At 64.5% G+C, this 19,706-nt stretch carries 18 protein-coding genes; 1 reads left to right on the forward strand and 17 read right to left on the reverse strand.

Annotated elements, in window-relative coordinates; all coding sequences use genetic code 11:
• Window positions 1-31 precede the first annotated feature (31 nt).
• The 12 genes from RAD04_RS10145 to RAD04_RS10200 all read right to left on the reverse strand — a co-directional run bounded on the left by RAD04_RS10145 (window position 32) and on the right by RAD04_RS10200 (window position 13,545).
• Window positions 32-2,005, reverse strand: a complete 1,974-nt coding sequence (locus tag RAD04_RS10145; RefSeq protein ID WP_461623644.1) for a methyl-accepting chemotaxis protein — start codon at window positions 2,003-2,005, stop codon at window positions 32-34.
• Window positions 2,006-2,251: 246 nt separating this feature from the next.
• A complete protein-coding gene (locus tag RAD04_RS10150) occupies window positions 2,252-3,424 on the reverse strand; it encodes a thiolase family protein (protein WP_018318278.1) in 1,173 nt (390 codons plus the stop codon).
• A 157-nt stretch (window positions 3,425-3,581) separates the two neighbouring features.
• Complete coding sequence (gene serA, locus RAD04_RS10155; RefSeq protein ID WP_018318279.1) at window positions 3,582-5,171, reverse strand: phosphoglycerate dehydrogenase; 1,590 nt, start codon at window positions 5,169-5,171, stop codon at window positions 3,582-3,584.
• Between the two features lie 170 nt (window positions 5,172-5,341).
• Entirely contained in the window at window positions 5,342-6,514 is a 1,173-nt protein-coding gene (locus RAD04_RS10160) for a phosphoserine transaminase (RefSeq protein WP_461623645.1), read from the reverse strand.
• Between the two features lie 81 nt (window positions 6,515-6,595).
• Window positions 6,596-6,787, reverse strand: coding sequence for a hypothetical protein (locus tag RAD04_RS10165; RefSeq protein ID WP_240536301.1), 192 nt, complete (start codon window positions 6,785-6,787; stop codon window positions 6,596-6,598).
• 173 nt (window positions 6,788-6,960) lie between these two features.
• Entirely contained in the window at window positions 6,961-7,425 is a 465-nt protein-coding gene (locus RAD04_RS10170) for a GNAT family N-acetyltransferase (RefSeq protein ID WP_461623646.1), read from the reverse strand.
• A gap of 17 nt (window positions 7,426-7,442) precedes the next feature.
• Window positions 7,443-8,027 carry a glutathione S-transferase family protein gene (locus RAD04_RS10175; protein ID WP_461623647.1) on the reverse strand — a complete coding sequence of 195 codons (585 nt, stop codon included), beginning with the start codon at window positions 8,025-8,027 and terminating at the stop codon, window positions 7,443-7,445.
• A 69-nt stretch (window positions 8,028-8,096) separates the two neighbouring features.
• A complete protein-coding gene (locus tag RAD04_RS10180) occupies window positions 8,097-8,984 on the reverse strand; it encodes an outer membrane protein (protein ID WP_461623648.1) in 888 nt (295 codons plus the stop codon).
• 168 nt (window positions 8,985-9,152) lie between these two features.
• On the reverse strand, window positions 9,153-10,001 hold the full coding sequence (locus RAD04_RS10185) for an outer membrane protein (RefSeq protein WP_245453891.1): 849 nt from the start codon (window positions 9,999-10,001) through the stop codon (window positions 9,153-9,155).
• Between the two features lie 226 nt (window positions 10,002-10,227).
• Window positions 10,228-11,475, reverse strand: coding sequence for an MFS transporter (locus RAD04_RS10190; protein ID WP_461623649.1), 1,248 nt, complete (start codon window positions 11,473-11,475; stop codon window positions 10,228-10,230).
• A gap of 338 nt (window positions 11,476-11,813) precedes the next feature.
• Window positions 11,814-13,157, reverse strand: a complete 1,344-nt coding sequence (glmM, locus tag RAD04_RS10195; RefSeq protein WP_461616686.1) for a phosphoglucosamine mutase — start codon at window positions 13,155-13,157, stop codon at window positions 11,814-11,816.
• 220 nt (window positions 13,158-13,377) lie between these two features.
• Entirely contained in the window at window positions 13,378-13,545 is a 168-nt protein-coding gene (locus tag RAD04_RS10200) for a hypothetical protein (protein WP_162832259.1), read from the reverse strand.
• A gap of 115 nt (window positions 13,546-13,660) precedes the next feature.
• Here RAD04_RS10200 and RAD04_RS10205 point away from each other — a divergent pair, with 115 nt between their 5' ends.
• A complete protein-coding gene (locus RAD04_RS10205; RefSeq protein WP_461623650.1) occupies window positions 13,661-14,797 on the forward strand; it encodes an alpha-hydroxy acid oxidase in 1,137 nt (378 codons plus the stop codon).
• A gap of 238 nt (window positions 14,798-15,035) precedes the next feature.
• Here the strand turns inward: RAD04_RS10205 and RAD04_RS10210 are convergent, their stop codons facing one another.
• The 5 genes from RAD04_RS10210 to RAD04_RS10230 all read right to left on the reverse strand — a co-directional run bounded on the left by RAD04_RS10210 (window position 15,036) and on the right by RAD04_RS10230 (window position 19,371).
• Window positions 15,036-15,638 (reverse strand): single stranded DNA-binding domain-containing protein, encoded by a 603-nt coding sequence (locus RAD04_RS10210; RefSeq protein WP_461623676.1) that lies wholly within the window; start codon window positions 15,636-15,638, stop codon window positions 15,036-15,038.
• A gap of 29 nt (window positions 15,639-15,667) precedes the next feature.
• Window positions 15,668-16,294, reverse strand: coding sequence for a hypothetical protein (locus RAD04_RS10215; protein ID WP_018318290.1), 627 nt, complete (start codon window positions 16,292-16,294; stop codon window positions 15,668-15,670).
• 56 nt (window positions 16,295-16,350) lie between these two features.
• Entirely contained in the window at window positions 16,351-17,190 is an 840-nt protein-coding gene (locus RAD04_RS10220) for a shikimate dehydrogenase (protein WP_461623651.1), read from the reverse strand.
• A gap of 70 nt (window positions 17,191-17,260) precedes the next feature.
• On the reverse strand, window positions 17,261-19,003 hold the full coding sequence (locus RAD04_RS10225; protein ID WP_461623652.1) for a SulP family inorganic anion transporter: 1,743 nt from the start codon (window positions 19,001-19,003) through the stop codon (window positions 17,261-17,263).
• A gap of 95 nt (window positions 19,004-19,098) precedes the next feature.
• Window positions 19,099-19,371, reverse strand: coding sequence for a helix-turn-helix domain-containing protein (locus tag RAD04_RS10230; protein ID WP_026201995.1), 273 nt, complete (start codon window positions 19,369-19,371; stop codon window positions 19,099-19,101).
• Window positions 19,372-19,706: the final 335 nt, after the last annotated feature.

Here is a 19,706-nt window from a genome sequence, read left to right on the forward strand (position 1 = left end):
GGGCTTGTCCGGGCATGACGACACGGAGGCATCACGCCGCGCGCACGGTGTCCAAGAACCTGCTGACCTCGAGCTTCAGCCGGCTGCTGTCGTTCGACAGCGACTGCGCCGCGGAGAGCACCTGCGCGGAGGCAGATCCCGTCTCGGTCGCGCCCTGGCGCACACTGCTGATATTGGCGCTCACCTGCGTGGTGCCGGCAGCGGCATTCTGGACGTTGCGCGAGATCTCGCCGGTCGCGGCACCCTGCTCTTCCACGGCGGCGGCGATGGTGGACGATATCTCGGACAGGCGCTCGATGGTGCCGCCGATGGTCTTGATGGCGCCGACCGAATCCGCCGTCGCAACCTGGATGCTGGAGATCTGCTGACCGATATCGCCGGTGGCCTTCGCGGTCTGCTCGGCCAACGCCTTCACTTCCGAGGCCACCACGGCAAAGCCGCGCCCGGCTTCGCCGGCACGCGCGGCCTCGATGGTGGCGTTCAGCGCCAGCAAATTGGTCTGACCCGCGATGGCGTTGATGAGCTCGACCACGTCGCCGATGCGCGCGGCCGCCTTCGACAATTCGCTGACGCGGTCGTTGGTCTGCCCGGCCTGGCTGACGGCTTCGCCGGCCATGCGCGCGGAGGCCTGCACCTGGCGGCTGATCTCGTGGACCGAGGCGGTCAGCTCCTCCGCTGCGGAGGCCACCGACTGCACATTGGTCGCAGCCTCTTCGGAAGCCGCCTCGACGAGCGTGGCAAGCTCGGTCGAGCGGCTGGCGGTGGTGGTCAGCGAGGTCGCCGACGCCTCGAGCTCGTTGGCGGCGGACGACACGGTCTCGACGATCTCGCCGATCGCGCCTTCGAAATCGTCGGCCATCCTGATCATGTCGGCGCGACGGCGCTCGGCGGCGAGCTTGTCCTGCCTGATCTTCTCTTCCGCCTCTTCCTGCGCCTTGCGCTCGGCATTGACCTTGAACGTCTCGACGGCCTGCGCGATCTCGCCGATCTCGTCGGGACGGCCGAGCCCGGGCAGCACGATGGCGAAATTACCGTTGGCGAGCTCGATCATCGCCGCGCGCATGGCCGACAGCGGCTTGGAGACCGAGCGGCCGATGAAGATGCCGAGGCCGAGCACGCCGGATGCGATCAGCGCGATCGCAACGCCGATCCACCATTGGATGCTGTCGCGCTGGGCATCGTTCAGCCGGTCGGCTTCGACCCGGATCTGGTCGACCGATTTCGACACCTGCTCGATGACGGGCTCGACCGCGGAGAAGGCCTCCGACATCGCCTTGAGTTCGCTCGCCAGAGTCAGCGCGGTCTCCATCCAGGCGAAGAAGTCACGCTGGTAATCAGCGAGCTTCTGGCGCAACTCGGCCTTCGCATCGCCGGGAATGGAGGGCTCGTCGAGGCCGGCGACAAACTCGGCCGCGCGCTTTTTCATGTCGTCGCCGTATCTGGCGTCGCGACGCAGCATGAAGTCCTTCTCGTGCCGGCGCATCATCAGCATGGTCACCTTGAGCGACGGATTCCGGAGCTCGCCGACCTTGGTCTCGATGTCGTGGACCGAGGCCCGCAAGCGGCCTTCGAGACCGGACTTTTCATCGAGCCCGAGCCGCTGTCTCTGCTCGACCACCGCGGCGAAACGGGCCTGATAGGTCTTCAGCGACGCGGTCATCGCGTCGATCCTTGCGACCAGCTCGGGCTTGCCGAGCGCTGAAATCCTGGCGCGAAGCTTCTCGATATCGAGCGAAACCTGCTGGCTGATCTCGGCCTGGCGTTGCGCCCTGGCCGGCTCGCTGCGCAAGAGGAAGTCCTTCTCGGCGCGGCGTCCCTCGAGCAGCTCGACGGCGATCCTGTTGTTCAGCTCGAAGATGGTGCGCGCGTTCTCGGCGGCGCCCCGATAGAACGCCATCGCGTTCTCGCCATAGAGATGGATGCCGCCGATCAGGACGACACCGATGACACCGATGACGCCGATCGCGGTGATCTTGTGGGTGAGACGAAGGGAGAGCAATCGCATCTTGGTTTCAAAAATCGGTTGTGGCTGATGCGAATATGAAACGTCAGGGCGAGGAAACTTCCGTTAATTTACAGGCACGTATGAATACGTACTTATTCACGATACACGTCATACGAGAGGTAACAGAGTCCAACGCCAGGTTCATGCTGGCATGTTATGCACGGTGAGATGCACAGGCGCGGACAAAAAAACACGGCGCTCGTGGCGCCGTGCTGTCATGTCTTCGAGCGACTTTGGCGGCCCGGATCAGCTGTAGATCTCGAACAGGCCGGCGCCGCCCTGGCCGCCGCCGATGCACATCGTCACCACGCCCCACTTGGCCTTGCGGCGCGCGCCTTCCTGCAGCAGGTGGCCGGTGAGACGGGCGCCGGTCATGCCGAAGGGATGGCCGATCGCGATCGAGCCGCCGTTGACGTTGTACTTGGCGGGATCGATGCCGAGCTGGTCGCGGCAGTACAGGCACTGGCTGGCGAAGGCTTCGTTGAGCTCCCACAGGTCGATGTCGTCGACCTTCAGGCCGGTGCGCTTGAGCAGCTTGGGGATCGCGAACACCGGGCCAATGCCCATTTCGTCGGGCTCGCAGCCCGCGGTCGCCCAGGCGACGAAGCGGCCGAGCGGCTTGAGGCCGCGCTTCTCGGCGTCCTTGGCTTCCATCAGCACCACGGCGGCGGCGCCGTCCGAGAGCTGGCTGGCATTGCCGGCGGTGACGAACTTGCCGGGACCCTTCACCGGCTCGAGCTTGGCGAGACCTTCCATCGTGGTCTCGGGCCGGTTGCACTCGTCGCGATCGACGACGTAGTCGACGATGCTCTCGGCCTTGGTCGCCTTGTCGACGACCTTCATCCTGGTCTTCATCGGGACGATCTCGTCCTTGTACTTGCCCGCCTGCTGCGACGCCGCCATGCGGCGCTGCGATTCCAGCGAGAACTCGTCCTGATATTCGCGGCTGAGCTTGTAGCGCTCGGCGACGATGTCGGCGGTGTCGATCATCGCCATGAAGATGTCGGGCGCGACCTTGAGCAATTCAGGATCGATCGATTCCTTCGGCGTGCCGCCGCCCGGCATCGAGATGCTCTCGACCCCGCCGGCGACGATGCAGTCGGCGCCGTCCGAGCGGATCGAGTTGGCGGCCATCGCGATGGTCTGCAGTCCCGAGGAGCAGAACCGGTTCACCGAGACGCCGGCGGTGGTCTTCGGCAGGCCGGCGAGCAGCGCGGCCTGGCGGCCGATGTTGGGCGCGCCATGGGCGCAATTGCCGAGATAGCAGTCCTCGACATAGTCCTTGTCGACGCCGGCGCGCTTCACCGCGTGCTGGATGGCGTGCGCCGCGAGCGACATCGGCGGCGTGATGTTGAACCCGCCGCGGCCGGATTTTGCGAGGCCCGTGCGCGCATAGGAAACGATGACGGCTTCACGCATGTGTTTCTCCCTTGTCGAGCGATTTTGAACGGAGCGCTCTTTGAACGAGTTGTCCTGGCGCCATTGGTACACAAAGTTTGGCAGGCTGCGGAAAATAAAAACGCCGCCTCCGGTGACGGAGGCGGCGTTGTTCCGCGCGTCGGAATATGTCAGCGTCTCAGAACGTCAGCGCCTTGACCTGCTTGACCTGCGGCAGGGCCTGCACCTTGGCGAGCACGTCCGCCGGGACCGCGCCATCGACCTCGACCAGCGCGATAGCGTCGCCGCCCTGCTCGACGCGGCCGAGATGGAAGGTCGCGATGTTGATCTTGGCGTCGCCCAGCAGACCAGCGAAACTGCCGATGAAGCCCGGCTTGTCCTCGTTGGTGACATAGATCATCGACTTGCCGAACTCGGCGTCGACGCGGATGCCCTTGATGTCGACCAGGCGCGGCTTGCCGTCGTGATAGACGGTGCCGGAGACCGAGCGCTCCTGGCGTTCGGTCGCGACCGTCACGGTGATCAGGCTCTCATAGTCGCTCTGGGCGGCGCGCACGATCTCGTCCACCACCATGCCGCGCTCCTTGGCGACGACGGGCGCGGACACCACGTTGACCTCGCCCAGCATCGGCCGCAGCAGGCCCGACAGCACGGCGGAGGTGATCGCCTTGATCTTCATCTCGGCGACGTGGCCCTCATAGGTGATCTCGACCTTGAGGATGCCGGTCTCGGTGAGCTGGCCGGCGAACGAGCCGAGCTTCTCGGCGAGCGAGATGAACGGCTTCAGCTTCGGCGCTTCTTCCGCCGTGATCGAGGGGAAGTTGACCGCGTTCGAGATCGCGCCGGTGAGCAGGTAATCCGACATCTGCTCGGCGACCTGGAGCGCGACGTTCTCCTGCGCTTCGGTGGTGGAGGCGCCGAGATGCGGCGTGCAGATCACGTTGGGATGGCCGAACAGCACGTTGGCGTTCGCGGGCTCCTCGACGAAGACGTCGAACGCGGCGCCGGCGATGTGCTTGGAATTGAGTGCATCGACCACCGCCTGCTCGTCGACGAGACCGCCGCGCGCGCAGTTGATCAGGCGCACGCCCTTCTTCATCTTGGCGATTGCGGCAGCGTCGATGATGTTCTTCGTCTTCTCGGTCAGCGGCGTGTGCAGCGTGATGAAATCGGCGCGCTTGAGCAGGTCGTCGAGCTCGACCTTCTCGACGCCGATGTCCTTGGCGCGCTCCGGCGACAGGAACGGATCGAACGCGATCACCTTCATGCGCAGGCCGAGCGCGCGGTCGGCGACGATCGAGCCGATGTTGCCGCAGCCGACGACGCCGAGCACCTTGCCGGTGATCTCGACGCCCATGAAGCGGTTCTTCTCCCACTTGCCGGCCTGGGTCGAGGCATCGGCCTGCGGGATTTCGCGCGCGAGCGCCAGCATCAGGGTGACGGCATGCTCGGCGGTCGTGATCGAATTGCCGAACGGCGTGTTCATCACGATAATGCCCTTGGCCGTGGCGGCGGGGATCTCGACATTGTCGACGCCGATGCCGGCGCGGCCGATCACCTTGAGGTTGGTCGCCTTGTCGAGGATCTTTGCGGTCGCCTTGGTCGCGGAGCGGATCGCAAGGCCGTCGTAATTGCCGATGATCTCGGCCAGCTTGTCCTTGTCCTTGCCGAGATTGGGCTGGAAGTCGACCTCGACGCCGCGGTCTTTGAAGATCTGCACGGCAGCGGGCGAGAGCGCGTCGGAAATGAGAACTTTGGGTTTGGTCATGGGGATGTCTTCCTTCACACCCTCCCCTGGAGGGGGAGGGTCGGCGCAAGGCGCCGGGGTGGGGTGAAGCTGCGAATTCGAAATCCGCCAGTGCGCCGTGTGGAGAGATCACCCCACCCCGCCGCACCTGACGGTGCGTCGACCCTCCCCCTCCAGGGGAGGGTCAGAACTCAGGCCGCCTTGGCGAGCGTGGCCTTGGTCTCGGCAAAAGCCCAGTCGATCCACTGCGTCAGCAGCTCGACGTCCTTGGCCTCGACGGTGGCGCCGCACCAGATGCGCAGGCCGGCCGGCGCATCGCGATAATACGCGAAGTCGTAGCCGGCACCTTCCTTCTCCACCAGCGCCACCAGCTTCTTGGAGAAGTCGGCTTGCGCATCCTCGGACAGCGAGGTGATCGCGGGATCGGTGAACTTCAGGCACACCGAGGTGTTGGAGCGGATCGAAGCGTCCTTGGCGAGGAAGTCGATCCACGGCGTCTTCGCCTTCCAGTCGGCGAGCACCTTGGTGTTGGCGTCGGCACGCGCGATCAGCGCCTTGAGGCCGCCGATCGACTTGGCCCAGTTCAGCGCATCGAGATAATCCTCGACGCAGAGCATCGACGGCGTGTTGATGGTCTCGCCGACGAATATGCCTTCATTGATCTTGCCGCCCTTGGTCATGCGGAAGATCTTCGGCAGCGGCCAGGCCGGCTTGTAGGTTTCCAACCGTTCCACCGCACGGGGCGACAGGATCAGCATGCCGTGCGCGGCTTCGCCGCCGAGCGCCTTCTGCCAGGAGAAGGTGACGACATCGAGCTTGGCCCAGTCCAGCGGCTGCGCAAACGCGGCCGAGGTGGCGTCGCAGATGGTCAGGCCTTCGCGGGTCGCGCTGATCCAGTCCGCGTTCGGCACACGCACGCCTGACGTGGTGCCGTTCCAGGTGAAGACGACGTCGCTCTTGGGATCGACCTTGGAGAGGTCGGGGATCTCACCGTAAGCCGCATTCAGCTTGGTGACGTCCTTGAGCTTCAATTCCTTGACGATATCGCTGACCCAACCCTCGCCGAAGGATTCCCAGGCGAGCGTGGTGACGGGGCGCGCACCGAGCAGCGACCACAGCGCCATCTCGACTGCGCCGGTATCGGAGGCCGGCACGATGCCGATGCGATAATCGGCGGGCACTTCGAGCACCTCGCGCGTGAGATCGATCGCGAGCTTGAGCTTGGTCTTGCCGACCTTCGCGCGATGCGACCGGCCGAGTGCTGCGTCCTTGAGATTTTGGGCGTTCCAGCCGGGGCGCTTGGCGCAGGGGCCGGAGGAGAAATGCGGCACGTTCGGCCGCGAAGCGGGCTTCGCTACAGTCATAATATCTACCCTTCCAGATAGTCAGCCTCCCGTTGGGGGGAGGTGTCCCGCCGCGGCTGATACGGGAAACAGGAAGAGTCGTCAAGGAAGTTCCGGCGTCTCACGGCGGCGTGATGGTGCTTCCGGTGCGATATCAGGGGATTCGACGACCGCGAGCGCATTCAGCAAGTCCGTGGCCTCGCTGATCAATTGCGCGGCTCTGCGGCGGCTGCCGACTTTCAAAATGCACTTGTCATTGGCCTGCACGACGTAATCGTTGCCGACCTTGATCATTGAATAGCTTGTCATCGAAATCCCCGAACCGACAGAGCCCGGTGTCTGAAGCTGCCGTAGCACCGTTCGTTCCCGGATCAACGTGAACGACGGCTGGGTAGTTTATCAGCTGTTAAGATGAACGAACGCGCGATCCGAATTCGCTGATCGCGCAAGGCTCGCGAGGAGCTGCCTCAAAAGCGGACAGTCATACCAACATGGCTCGCCGCGAATCCCAGCCGCTTGTAGAAGCGCTGGGCATCGACGCGGCTCGCATGCGTCAGCAACTCGACCAGATTGCAGCCGCGCGCCTTCGCTTCCGCGATCGCCCATTGCACCAATCGCTCGCCGATGCCGCGGCTGCGACAATCCGAAGCAACGCGAACGTCTTCCAGCAGGCCGCGCACGCCGCCTTGCGAGCTGATGCCCGGCAGGATCGCGAGTTGCAGGCAGCCGACCACCCTGCCCTCGCTCTCGGCAACCACGAGCGTGAGGTTCGGATCGCGCTCGACCCGCGCGAAGGCATCGTAATAGGCGGCAGGCAACGGATCCTCGACGCGCTCGCGCGCGCGGCCGAGATGATCGTCGGCGAGCATCGCCACGATCGCAGGAACGTCGTCGCGGCGCGCGCGGCGAATGGAGACGGATTCGGCGTTCATGTCAGACAACTCCAACCTCAGCGCGGGAGGCCAAGAAACGCTTCGACCTCGCCGATCCAGCGGCGGAGGGCGGCATAGCGGCCGAGATCGAAGCCGCCTTCATGCGCCACGCGGGTATAGGCGAGCAGCGAGACGTCGGCGAGCGAAACCTCTTCGCCGGCGAAGAAGCGGGAGGCCAAAAGATGCTGCTCCATGCGGTCGAGCGCCGCATAGCCGCGCTTGACCTTTTCGGGGTCGAGCTCGGATGCGTCCTTGCCGAGATAAACGAGGAGGAAGCGGCACACCGCGATATAGGGCTCGTGGCTGTACTGTTCCCAGAACAGCCATTCGTCCATCTTGGCCGCAACGAAGGCGTCGCGCGGAACGAGCGCGCTGTCGCGAGCGAGATAGCGGATGATGGCATTGGACTGCGCCAGCGTGCGGCCGTCGTCGAATGCGACGGTGGGCACCTGGCCTGCGCCGTTCATCTCAAGGAATTGCGGCGTGCGCGTCTCGCCCTTGCGCGTGTCGATCTCGATCCATTGGTAGGGCAATGCGAGCTTGTCGCAGACCCACTTCACCTTCAGGCAATTGCCGGAATTGCTGTCGCCGTAGATATTCATCGCTGCCGCCCCGCGTTGGAGCGACAGAGCATCAGGACACGGGAAAGTTGTCAACCAGACGGCACAAGCTCAAAATTTGTAGCCAAGTCCGACATGCGCGTTGTTCAGAACCACCGATGTGTTCATGATCGGAGAGAATTGCACGTACTCGTATTCGACGCGCGCGAACAAGCCTGCCCACAGGCAATATTCAAACCCGATGCCGGCGGTCCAGCCAGGCACGAACGCGTTGGTCTTGTGCTGACCCTGCGTCTGCGAGTGGCTCGGAACGGGGTTCGTCGTTCCCGGCACGATCACGGTATTGCCGAATAGATCGATGGTCGTCGTGTCGGTACGCAGCGTTACGTTGCTGGAAACGGTCCGGGAAACGTCCATGCGTCCGACGGCTGCGCCGCCGAAGACGTACGGCATGAAGTCACCGCCATCCCAACCCATGCGCGCGCGCAACGTGACCACATCCTTGACCTGGGCCGTGGCGGCGCCGGTCAGAGTCACGTTCCAATGGTTGTAGGCACCCGGAGGCACGGTGTCGCCAGGGGGATTGATGATGTCGAGAGCGTTGGAGCCCGTCGAGACGGACTTGAGGTTGTTGAAATAGGTGTAGGTGCCTTCGAGACCGAGAACGGCGTCGTACCATTGCCAGTTGCGGCCGACGAAGCCGCCGAAATTCGTGCCTTGCGCGGTGTTCTTGGACAGGAGCGACCACGACGAGGTCGGCCCCTGAAGCACGCTGTCGCGGAAGATATAGTTGGTCAGGCCGACGACGCTCTGGCCGAAATCAGTTGCGTCGGTCGTGTAGCCGAAGTGTCCGCCGGCGTAGAAGCCATCCCAATTATGGCTCGTCTTCGACAGACCGTCCGTGATGCCGCCGCGCAGGATCGGCAGATCCGGCATGTCGGCCGCGTGCGCGGCAGACACCGTCCCCAACATCACCGCGGCCAAAAAAAGCCTACGCATTGCAACGCTCCATCGAACTCGAACTTTCGCTCGTGATCATGGCTCGTTAACCTTAACCAATGGTTGCGTCAGACGCCTTCATCGCTCCTCGCCATGAAAAATACGCAAAGCAAAACGGCGCGGGATGATCCCGCGCCGTTAAGAAGTCCTAACCGATCGAAGTGTCGATCAGCCCTTGGTGACGAGCGGCGCCGGCATGTAGGCCGGCGGGCTGTCGAGATTCCAGCGCACTCCGAACTTCAGGTCGTGCGAGGTGATATCCTTGAACTTGAAGACGTTGCCGGTGGTCCCTCCGGTGTAGTCCGACAGGACACCGGTTTGTCCTGGACCCAGGTCGACATAGCTGTAGGCGAGTTCGAGGACGAGGTTGGGATTGACCTTGTAAGCAAGACCGGCATGGGCCGCCCAGGCAAAATTCCACTTCGAACCGGTCGGCGCACTGGCGAAGCTCGTATTTCCGACTGCGAGGTTGTTGATGCCCGTGTCGGTGAAGTTCGCGATCGAAACGCGCGCGCCGCCGACGCCGGCGCCAATGAACGGCGTGATGCACCACCACGTACCCAGGTCAACGTACGCGTTCGCCAAGACCAGCCATTCGGACTTGCTTGCACCGTAATTGTCGATGCCGCTGTAAGGCACGCCGCCCGCGGTTCCGGTGAAACGATCCGTTCCCTTGAAGTTCGAATTGCCGCGGTACTGCCCGGTCACGTCGGTACGGAACCAGTTGTTGAACCGGTAGCCGACGCCGACACCGTAGATGCCGGCCGCGTCGAACGAAGTCTGCTGATCAAACGAGGTGAGCTGCGAATAAGCCGACTCGCGACCGTAGCGCAGATCCTTCGTCTTCTGATTGCTGAAGCCGATGTCGCCGCGCAGATACCAGCCACCGAAATCGGCGGGCGGGGCCGGCGGCGCGTACATCGGAGGGGGCGCCGCGATCGGCATATCGGCAGCAAACGCCATCGACGAGATCAGGGTTGCCGCACCCGCGGCAAGGAGAGACTTAACGCTACGCATTGGCTTCGTCCTTTTGGCCGGTGAGGCAAATACGCAGGCCTCACGTTCTGGAAACTCACGGAGCGGACGATGCCAGCAAATGCTTAAGCGCCACTTAACCCTAATTTTTAAGGTTGATTTTTCCTGACTGCTCGCGCGCACGGACGAGAAGCGTTGCAAAATTGCAGCGCCTCGCGCCGCAATTGCTAACGATGTGTAAAGCCGCAGTGCAGCGGGAGAGAATCCGTTAACGCGCGTGCCGCGGCAGCTTGGGCAAGAACACGGCAAGCAGGCCGATCGCCGGCAGGTAGGCGCAGACCTGGTAGACGAACTCGATCGAGGTGTGGTCGGCGAGCTTGCCGAGCACGGCGGCGCCCAGGCCCCCGATACCGAACGCAACGCCGAAGAACACGCCGGAGATCATGCCGAATCTGTGCGGCACCAGCTCCTGGGCGAACACGATGATCGACGACGTCGTCGAGGAGATGATCAGGCCGATGATGACTGACAGCACCGCGCTGCCGACGAGCCCGGCATAGGGCAGCGCCAGCGTGAAGGGCAGCGCGCCCAGGATCGAGATCCAGATCACGATCTTGCGGCCGAAGCGATCGCCCAAGGGACCGCCCAGAAACGCGCCGACCGCATTCGCAGCGAGGAAGATGAAGAGATAGATCTGCGCTGCCTGCGTCGACACGCCGAACCGGTCGATCAGGTAGAAGATGTAATAGCTGGACAGGCTCGAGACGTAGAGCTGTTTTGAGAAAAGCAGCGCGACCAGCACGAGCAGCGCAACGGCGACGCGGCGCGAGCTCGGCGCCTCGGGATGGGCCTGAGCGGCCGCCATCTTCTTCGCCTTGATCTGCGGCGCGTACCAGCGGCCGATGCGCCAGAGGATGAGGATCGCGAGGAAGGCGATCGAGGAGAACCAGGCGATGCTGCCCTGCCCGAACGGCACGACGATCAGCGCCGCCAGCACCGGCCCCATCGAGGTGCCGAAACTGCCGCCAAGTTGGAACACCGATTGCGCAAATCCGTAGCGGCCGCCGGAGGCGAGCCGCGCGATGCGCGCGGATTCGGGGTGAAACACCGCCGAGCCGAGACCGACCAGCGCGGCGGCGACCAGGATGACGAGATATTGGTGCGCGGCACTGAGCAGCAGGAGGCCGAAGAAGGTCGAGGCCATGCCGATCGCCAGCGAATAAGGTTGCGCCTTCTTGTCGGTGTAATGCCCGACCACCGGCTGCAGCAGCGAGGCCGTGAACTGAAAGGCCAGCGTGATCATGCCGATCTGCGCGAAGTCGAGCGCGTAGGTATCCTTCAGGATCGGATACACCGAGGCGATCAGCGACTGCATGGTGTCGTTGAGGAAGTGCGAGAAGCTGATGCCGGCGAGCACGACATAGGCCGGCCCGGCCGCTTTTGCGGCGGGTGCCACGTCAGCCACGACGACGGGCTCGGTCAGGGTTTCCTCTGAGACGACGACAGGCTTGTTCAATGCAGCGGTCCCGGCAGGCGCGGCAGATCGCCGCGACCTCGTAGGTACGATGCAACGCGCGGTGGAACCACCGCCAATCGCAAATGGCTGGGATGCACGCGCTCGGATTCAGTGCGAGGCTCGTAGCCCGAATGGAGCAGAGCGCAATCCGGGGCCTTTATCGCCTGTCGCACGAATCCCGGATTTCGCTGCGCTCCATCCGGGCTACGATCGTGCCTCGCGCAGGAATCGTAGGGTGGGCAAAGGCGCCCTTGCGCCGTGCCCACGATCTTTCGATACGGCAACAGGAGTGTGGGCACGCTTCGCTTTGCCCACCCTACGGCACTGTGCTTGGGACCTCAGGCCGCCGCCTGGCCGAGCGCGGAGACGATGGTGTCGACGACGTCCTCGACCAGGATGCGGTCTTCGCCCTCGCCCATGACGCGGATCACCGGCTCGGTGCCGGAGGAGCGGATCAAGAGGCGGCCGTGGCCGTTGAGCCGCTTCTCGCCGTCGGAGATCGCCGACTTGACGTCGGAATCGTCGAGCGGCTTGCCGCCCTTGTGGCGGACGTTCTTGAGGATCTGCGGCAGCGGATCGAAGCGGTGGCAGACTTCCGACACGGGCCGGCGCAGCTTCTGCACCACCGCCAGCACCTGCAGCGCAGCGACAAAACCGTCGCCGGTGGTGGCGTAGTCGGACAGGATGATGTGGCCCGATTGCTCGCCGCCGAGATTGTAGCCGCCGTTCAGCATCTGCTCGAGCACGTAGCGGTCGCCGACCGGCGTGCGCACCAGATCGAGCCCCTGCCCTTTCAGGAAGCGCTCGAGCCCGAGGTTGGACATCACGGTGGCGACGATGCCGGGACGCGACAGGCGGCCGTCTTCCTTCCAGCTCTGCGCGATCACCGCGAGCAGCTGGTCGCCGTCGACGACATGACCGCGCTCGTCGACCAGGATGACGCGATCGGCGTCGCCGTCGAGCGCGATGCCGATGTCGGCGCGCATCTCGCGCACCTTCCGCGACAGTGCTTCCGGCGAGGTCGAGCCGCAATCCTTGTTGATGTTGAAGCCGTCGGGCTCGACCCCGATCGGCACGACGTCGGCGCCCAACTCCCACAGCGCTTCCGGCACCACCTTGTAGGCGGCGCCGTTGGCGCAATCGATCACGACGCGCAGGCCGTCGAGCGAGAGGTCGCGCGGCAACGTGCGCTTGGCGAATTCGATGTAGCGGTCATGCACGCCGTCGATGCGGCGGGCGCGGCCGAGGCTCGCGCTCTGCGCCAGCCGCTTGTCGATGGGCTCGTCGAGCAGCTGCTCGATCTGCCGCTCGACGTCGTCGGAGAGCTTGAAGCCCTGCGGGCCGAACAGCTTGATGCCATTGTCCTCGAACAGATTGTGCGAGGCCGAGATCATGACGCCGAGATCGGCGCGCATCGACTTGGTCAGCATCGCAACCGCCGGCGTCGGCATCGGGCCGACCAGCAGCACGTCCATGCCGACCGAGGTGAAGCCCGCGACCATCGCGTATTCGATCATGTAGCCGGACAGGCGGGTGTCCTTGCCGATCACGACCCGGTGGCGGTGGTCACCGCGCTGAAACGCAAGGCCTGCGGCCTGGCCGACCTTGAGCGCGAGCTCCGGCGTGATCAGTCCGTTGGCGCGGCCCCGAATCCCGTCCGTCCCGAAATATTTGCGACTCATATCGTCCCCCGAGCAACAACCAGGGGATCCCCTCTACAACTACGGGCTGCCCGAACGGGGCCCGCATCCCTGATTTGCTAGGCGTGTTATAATGCCTGTGAGGCTAACTTGGCTTCAAAAAATATGATGAATCATTACGGAACCGGGGCGCCGCCGTTCCGACAACCTCTTGTTAACATTATATTTCCTGCCCATGGCGCCGGAATAGGATGGAACCCGTTTAATCGCTGCGCTTCACATGGCCATCGCCGCGGCTCGGCGCCGGCTGGGTGACGTTGACGGGATCGGAGCCGGGAAAGGTCTCTTCCAGACCCTCTTCCAAGGCTTCCTCGAGATCACGCTTCTCCTTGATCTCTTCCGGCGAAGGTCCAGCGTGCGGCTTCGTCATGGCGCCCTCCTGCAAAACGGTCTGCAAACGGATTTGGCTGTGCATCCAACCATGCTAGATGACCCCGAAATCTTCCGATGCAAGACTCTTGGTAGAAGACGGGCCGGGAACGATCATGAAACATATCACCTGTATCGACGATCTTCGCACGCTGCATAAGCGCCGCGTGCCGAAGGCGTTCTTCGACTATTGCGACCGCGGCTCCTATGCCGAGGAGACGCTGCGCGCCAACCGCGAGGATATGCAGGCGATCAAGTTCCGCCAGCGCATCCTGGTCGATGTCTCCAAGCGCGACACTTCGACAACGATCCTCGGCGAGCCCTCGACCATGCCGCTGATGCTCGCCCCCGTCGGCCTGCTCGGCATGCAGCATGGCGACGGCGAAATTTATGCCTGCCGCGCCGCGCAGGCCGCCGGTATCCCGTTCACGCAATCGACCATGTCGATCTGCTCGATCGAGGACATCGCCGCCAATGTCGAGAAGCCGTTCTGGTTCCAGCTCTACGTCATGAAGGACCGCGGCTTTATCAAGGAATTGATTCAGCGCGCGATCGCGGCCAAGTGCAGCGCGCTGGTGCTCACCGTGGACCTCCAGGTGATCGGGCAGCGCCACGCCGACATCAAGAATGGCATGACCGTGCCCCCCGAATGGTCGCTGTCGAAGCTGCTGGATTTCGCCAGCAAGCCCGGCTGGGTCTCCGGCGTGCTGCAGGGCAAGCGCCGCACCTTCGGCAACATCGCCGGCCACGTGAAGAACACCGAGGATCTCAATCGCCTCGCCGAATGGACGGCCTCGCAGTTCGACACCTCGCTGAACTGGAAGGACGTTGAGTGGGTCCGCAGCATCTGGCCGGGCAAGCTCGTCATCAAGGGCATCCTCGACGTCGAGGACGCCGAGGAAGCCGCCAAGACCGGCGCGCAGGCCCTCGTCGTCTCCAACCATGGCGGCCGGCAGCTCGACGGCGCGCCGTCCTCGATCGAGGTGCTGCCCGAGATCGCCGATGCGGTCGGTGACAGGATGGAGATCATGTTCGACGGCGGCATCCGCTCCGGCCAGGACGTGATGCGCGCGCTTGCGCTCGGCGCAAAGTCCTGCATGCTCGGCCGCGCCTATGCCTACGGCCTGGGTGCCGGCGGCCAGGCCGGCGTCGCCAAGGCGATCGACATCATCCAGAAAGAGCTGCTCACCACCATGGGCCTGTGCGGCGTCAACCGGATCGACGAGATCGACGATCATGTCATTGCGATGTGAGGCGCATGCCGGGACGCAGCAGCAACAACGGCTGTCGTCCCGGACAAGCGCAGCGCTCGACAACGCGTAGCGTTGTCGGGAGAGGAGCGCTGATCCGGGACCCATAGCCACAGGAAGGTGTGGTTACGGGGACTCGGGGTTACCAATCTTCGCCAAACTCCGCCCTGTGATTATGGATCCCGGATCTGCGCTTACGCTTGTCCGGGATGACACCGAGAATGCATCGGCGACTCTAGCCTCACATCGGCGGCGTAATTCCATCCCGTCCGACATTCACCCGGTTCGCCTCCAGCGAGCCGTCGTCCTTCTTCGCCGCGCCGAAGATGATCAGCTTGGCGCCCGGCTTCACGTCCGACTTGTCGGTGGCGATGAAGGTGACGATCGGCGTGTCCGGCGGCACCACGACTTTCTTCTCGCCGTCCTTGTATTTGACCGTGATGTTCTGGCCGTCGGTGCCCTTCACCGTCTGCGCCACGGTGGCATTGGTCATGGTCGAATTGGCACGCGCGTCCCAAGGACGAAAGCCCTCGGCTGCGCCGCGCTGGTTCTCCGGGAAGATGTGCACCGCGATCGCCTTCTGCGTGCCGTCCGGTTCAGGCATGCCGGTGACGCCGATATAGGAGCCTTCCTTGATTTCCGCGAGCTGGGTCTTCACTACGGCGAAGACGGCGACTTTGTCGGTCATGCGCACCTTCACGTCGCTGCCTTCGCGCGTCTTGATGCCGAGCATGTTGCCGTCGACACTCTCGATGGTGCCGCGGAGGCGGACCGTCGGCGCCTGCTGCGCCGAGGCCGCGAACGATGCGAGGGTGAGGACCGCTGCGAGCAGGCCGGATTTCATCGTCGAAGTCAGCATGATCCGGTCCTTTCTCACATCGGCGGCGTCAGGCCGTCACGGCCGACGCTGACGCGGTTGGTCTCGAACGAGCCGTCCGGCAGTTGCTTCATGAAGGCGATGACCTTGGCGCCGGCCTTGAGGTCGGATTTGTCGCCGGGCACGAAGGTCACCACCGGCGTGTTGTCGGCGACGAATACCTTCTTCTCGCCGTCCTTGTACTTGACCAGCAGCGTATGGCCGTCATTGCCGACCACGCTCTCCGACACCGTGGCGTTGGTCATGCTCGAATTCGGCTTGAGGTCATAGGGCCGCGAGCCCTCACCGGTGCCGCGCATGCTCTCCGGAAACACGTGGACCTCGACCGCGTTCTGGCCGCCGTCCGGTCCGGGCACCGTGGTGGCGCCGACGAAGGAGCCGACCTTGATGTCGGCGAGTGAAATTTTGGTAATCCCCGATACGTTCACGTCGGGAGCGATGCGTAGCTTGACGTCCTCGCCGCTGCGCGATTTGACCTGCATCGTGTCACCATTGACACTTTCGATCGTGCCGCGCACGCGCGTCGGCACCGGTGCCCGCTGCGCGTAGGCATAGAGGGTGGAAGCGGCCACCATCGCGACGGCGATGAGCGGACGTGTGAAAGTTGCACGTTGAACAGACATGACGGTCTCCGATTGTCCCCACGGATGGAGAACTCCGGACGACGCGCGCTATTCTCTCAAGTCTTTGTGAGATCGGCCTCGACCAGCGCCCGCAGCTCGGCCGTGACCTCCGGCCGCCGGCCGAACCACAGCTCGAAGCCGCGCACTGCCTGGTGCAGCAGCATGCCGAGCCCGTCTGCCGTCTTCAGGCCGCGCGCCGTTGCGGCGGCGAGCAGCGGCGTCACCAGCGGGACATAGACGAGGTCGGCGACCACCGCCGCCTGCGGCAGGCGCGCGACATCAACATCGAGTGAAGGCTGGCCGTGCATGCCGAGCGAGGTCGTGTTCACGAGAAGTTTTGCGCGCGGCAGCACATCGTCGATCCCGTCCCACGTCACGGGATGCACGTTCGGCCCGAACTGTCTTGCCAGCGTCTCAGCCCGCGCGATGGTGCGATTGGCCAGATGGATGCGCTTGATCCCACGCTCGAGCAGACCGAACACGACCGCCCGCGAGGAGCCGCCGGCGCCGAGCACCAGCGCCTCCTCGGCGGCATCCCAGCCGGGCGCGCTGGCGTCGAGATTGCCGATGAAACCTTCGACGTCGGTGTTGGTCGAGCGCAGCTCGCCGTCGGCAAACCACAGCGTGTTCGCCGCGCCGACGGCCTTGGCGCGCGCATCGGGCGCCGACAGCGCCAGCACCTCTTCCTTGTGCGGGATGGTGACGTTGGCGCCGACGAAGCCGCGCAGCGACAGCCGCAGCACGAAATCCCTGAGATCCTCGGGCGGAACCGCTTCGATGACATAGCCGCCGGCAATGCCGAGCGTGCGCAGCCAGTAATGATGAATCAGCGGCGAGCGCGAATGCGCGGCCGGCCATCCGATCAGACAGGCTGCGGGAGTTTTGGGCGCGGTCATCTTTCCCTCGGGTCGTTTCCGAGGCGATCCATTTCGCGTCCCGTGGGGCCTGTCAAGCGTGCGGAGGTCGCTAGTCCGCCGCAGCCTCGTCGGCCGCCCGGCCCTTGATGTCGGCAATCGCCCGTTCAAGGCTCTGGCGATATCGCGCCCGCGGCGGCGTCACGCCATGGGTGAGCAGCGCGCGGCGGACCGCGGGCGAAGCCCCTGTGATGAACAGCCGGATGCCCTGGCGGTGGGCCTTGGCGGCGACGCGGCCGAGCACGTTGGCCGCCGTCGAATCCAGGAACGGCACCGCGGCGAAATCGACCACGAAGGCCCTGCGCTTGTCGGCGACCTCGTCGAGCACGCCGCCGATGGCAGAGGCCGCGCCGAAGAAGAACGCGCCGGTGATGCGATAGACCAGCACGTCGCGATCGACCGCAAGCGCAGGATCGTAGCGAACGCGATCGCCGTTGCCGTCGTCGGGACGATCGCCGGCGACCAGAGGCGAGCGTTCCTCGATGCCCGTCATCTCCGCCATGCGATGGATGAACAGCACGGCGCCGAGCGCAAAGCCGACCAGGATGCCTTCGGTCAGATCGCGGAAGATCGTCAGCAGGAAGGTCGCAAGCAGCACGACGGCGTCGCCCCACGACGAACGCAGGAGCGTGGCGAATTCGTGCTTCTCCGCCATGGTCCAGGCCACCACGACCAGCACCGAGGCGAGCGCGGCCAGCGGAATGTAGCTTGCGAGCGGCGCCGCGATCAGCATGAACAGCAGCAGGAACACGGAGTGCAGCATGCCTGCCAGCGGCCCGCGCGCGCCGGCGCGGATGTTGGTCGCGGTGCGCGCGATCAGGCCGGTGACGCAGATGCCGCCGAACAGCGCCGAGCCGACATTGGCGGCGCCTTGCGCCACCAGCTCGCAATTGGAGCGGTGACGGCGTCCGGTCATGCCGTCGGCCACCACCGCCGACAGCAGCGATTCGATGGCGGCCAGCAGGGCGAATGAGATCGCATCCGGCAGCACGGCGCTCGCCTTCGCAACCGAGAACGCCGGCAGCGCCGGTGACGGCAATTCGCGCGGAATGCCGCCGAAGCGCGACCCGATGGTTTCCACCGGCAGCGACAGCACGGCACACGCAACGGCGGCGAGCACGACCGCGATCAGGATGCCGGGCCAGGACGGCCGCCAGATCCGCAAGGCCGCGATGATGGCGATGCTGACGATCGCGACCACGACGGCGGATGGATTGATGGTGTTGAGACCGCCGGCGAGCGCGACCAGCTTTGGAACGAACTCGCTGGGCTCTTTGCCCGCAAGCGTGATCCCGCCGAGATCGCGGAGCTGGCTGGCGAAGATGATCACGGCGATGCCGGCGGTGAATCCGACCGTCACCGGATAGGGAATGAACTTGATGTAGGTGCCGACCCGGAGCAGGCCCGCGGCGATAAGGAACACGCCCGCCATCAGGGTGGCGAGGATGACGCCATCGACGCCGTGACGTTCCGCGGTCGCTGCGACCAATACGATGAAGGCGCCGGCGGGTCCGCCGATCTGGAACCGGCTGCCGCCGAGCAGCGAGGCGATGAAGCCGCCGACGACAGCGGTGTAGAGGCCGCGGTCCGGCGTCACGCCCGAGGCGATCGCGATCGCCATCGACAGCGGCAGCGCCACGATCGCAACCGTCAGGCCCGCGAAGACATCGGCGCGGAAGTCCGCGACGCCGTAGCCTTCACGGTAGACGGTGACGAGCTTTGGCAAATACAGTTCGGCAAAGGTCGGCTGACGCAGCTGCTGCAGCCGGCTTGCGTGATCGCTTGTGATGCTCATGCTCCGCTGCCCCACGATGCTCCACTGCATCGTGCGGCCGCGATTCGGACGCGACGGTGCGTTGGTTCAGTCTGCTCCGGGCATGACCCGCAAGATCACGCCCCCACCCGACGCGGCGGCCCGGGCTCCTTCAGGCGGACACCACGCCCGCCGCTGTCGCTGCGGACCTGCTCGCCGATCAGCTCGACACCGGCCCGGTCGAACGCCTCGACCACCTTGATCAGGGTCTCGACCACGCCACGCACATTGCCGGTGCTGGCCTCCATCCGCTGGATGGTCGGCAGCGAAACGCCGGCGAGCTCGGCCAGGGTTTTCTGGTCAATGCCCAGCAGCGCGCGGGCTGCCCGCATCTGGAACGACGTGATCACCTTGGCCTCACTTACCAGAACTTATAAATGATATCTGAGACGTGTACAATGATGTAAAATACATCATCTGTGGGTGAGCGCAAGGGGGCTTGCGCTATCTCCTCCGTCATTGCGAGGAGCTCTTGCGACGAAGCAATCCAGGCTGCCTCCGCAGAGACAGTCTGGATTGCTTTGCTACGCACGAAATGACGAGTGGAGAGAGGGCGCGGCCTAAATGAAGCGCCGCACCCGTGGAGACAGCCCTCACCCAACCCTCTCCCCGTAGATTCCATGGGGTGGTGAGCGTGGCCTTTCCGGTAGGTTTGGGTTTCCACACTCGAACCCCCGGAGAGTCA

Source organism: Bradyrhizobium sp. 25ACV (assembly GCF_054863005.1).

What these genes read in the sequence shown, in the direction of transcription:
- RAD04_RS10145 (WP_461623644.1), bottom strand. Translation starts at nt 2,005, where the DNA reads ATGCGATTGCTCTCCCTTCGTCTCACCCACAAGATCACCGCGATCGGC.
- RAD04_RS10150 (WP_018318278.1), bottom strand. Translation starts at nt 3,424, where the DNA reads ATGCGTGAAGCCGTCATCGTTTCCTATGCGCGCACGGGCCTCGCAAAA.
- serA (WP_018318279.1), bottom strand. Translation starts at nt 5,171, where the DNA reads ATGACCAAACCCAAAGTTCTCATTTCCGACGCGCTCTCGCCCGCTGCC.
- RAD04_RS10160 (WP_461623645.1), bottom strand. Translation starts at nt 6,514, where the DNA reads ATGACTGTAGCGAAGCCCGCTTCGCGGCCGAACGTGCCGCATTTCTCC.
- RAD04_RS10165 (WP_240536301.1), bottom strand. Translation starts at nt 6,787, where the DNA reads ATGATCAAGGTCGGCAACGATTACGTCGTGCAGGCCAATGACAAGTGC.
- RAD04_RS10170 (WP_461623646.1), bottom strand. Translation starts at nt 7,425, where the DNA reads ATGAACGCCGAATCCGTCTCCATTCGCCGCGCGCGCCGCGACGACGTT.
- RAD04_RS10175 (WP_461623647.1), bottom strand. Translation starts at nt 8,027, where the DNA reads ATGAATATCTACGGCGACAGCAATTCCGGCAATTGCCTGAAGGTGAAG.
- RAD04_RS10180 (WP_461623648.1), bottom strand. Translation starts at nt 8,984, where the DNA reads ATGCGTAGGCTTTTTTTGGCCGCGGTGATGTTGGGGACGGTGTCTGCC.
- RAD04_RS10185 (WP_245453891.1), bottom strand. Translation starts at nt 10,001, where the DNA reads ATGCGTAGCGTTAAGTCTCTCCTTGCCGCGGGTGCGGCAACCCTGATC.
- glmM (WP_461616686.1), bottom strand. Translation starts at nt 13,157, where the DNA reads ATGAGTCGCAAATATTTCGGGACGGACGGGATTCGGGGCCGCGCCAAC.
- RAD04_RS10200 (WP_162832259.1), bottom strand. Translation starts at nt 13,545, where the DNA reads ATGACGAAGCCGCACGCTGGACCTTCGCCGGAAGAGATCAAGGAGAAG.
- RAD04_RS10205 (WP_461623650.1), top strand. Translation starts at nt 13,661, where the DNA reads ATGAAACATATCACCTGTATCGACGATCTTCGCACGCTGCATAAGCGC.
- RAD04_RS10210 (WP_461623676.1), bottom strand. Translation starts at nt 15,638, where the DNA reads ATGAAATCCGGCCTGCTCGCAGCGGTCCTCACCCTCGCATCGTTCGCG.
- RAD04_RS10215 (WP_018318290.1), bottom strand. Translation starts at nt 16,294, where the DNA reads ATGTCTGTTCAACGTGCAACTTTCACACGTCCGCTCATCGCCGTCGCG.
- RAD04_RS10220 (WP_461623651.1), bottom strand. Translation starts at nt 17,190, where the DNA reads ATGACCGCGCCCAAAACTCCCGCAGCCTGTCTGATCGGATGGCCGGCC.
- RAD04_RS10225 (WP_461623652.1), bottom strand. Translation starts at nt 19,003, where the DNA reads ATGAGCATCACAAGCGATCACGCAAGCCGGCTGCAGCAGCTGCGTCAG.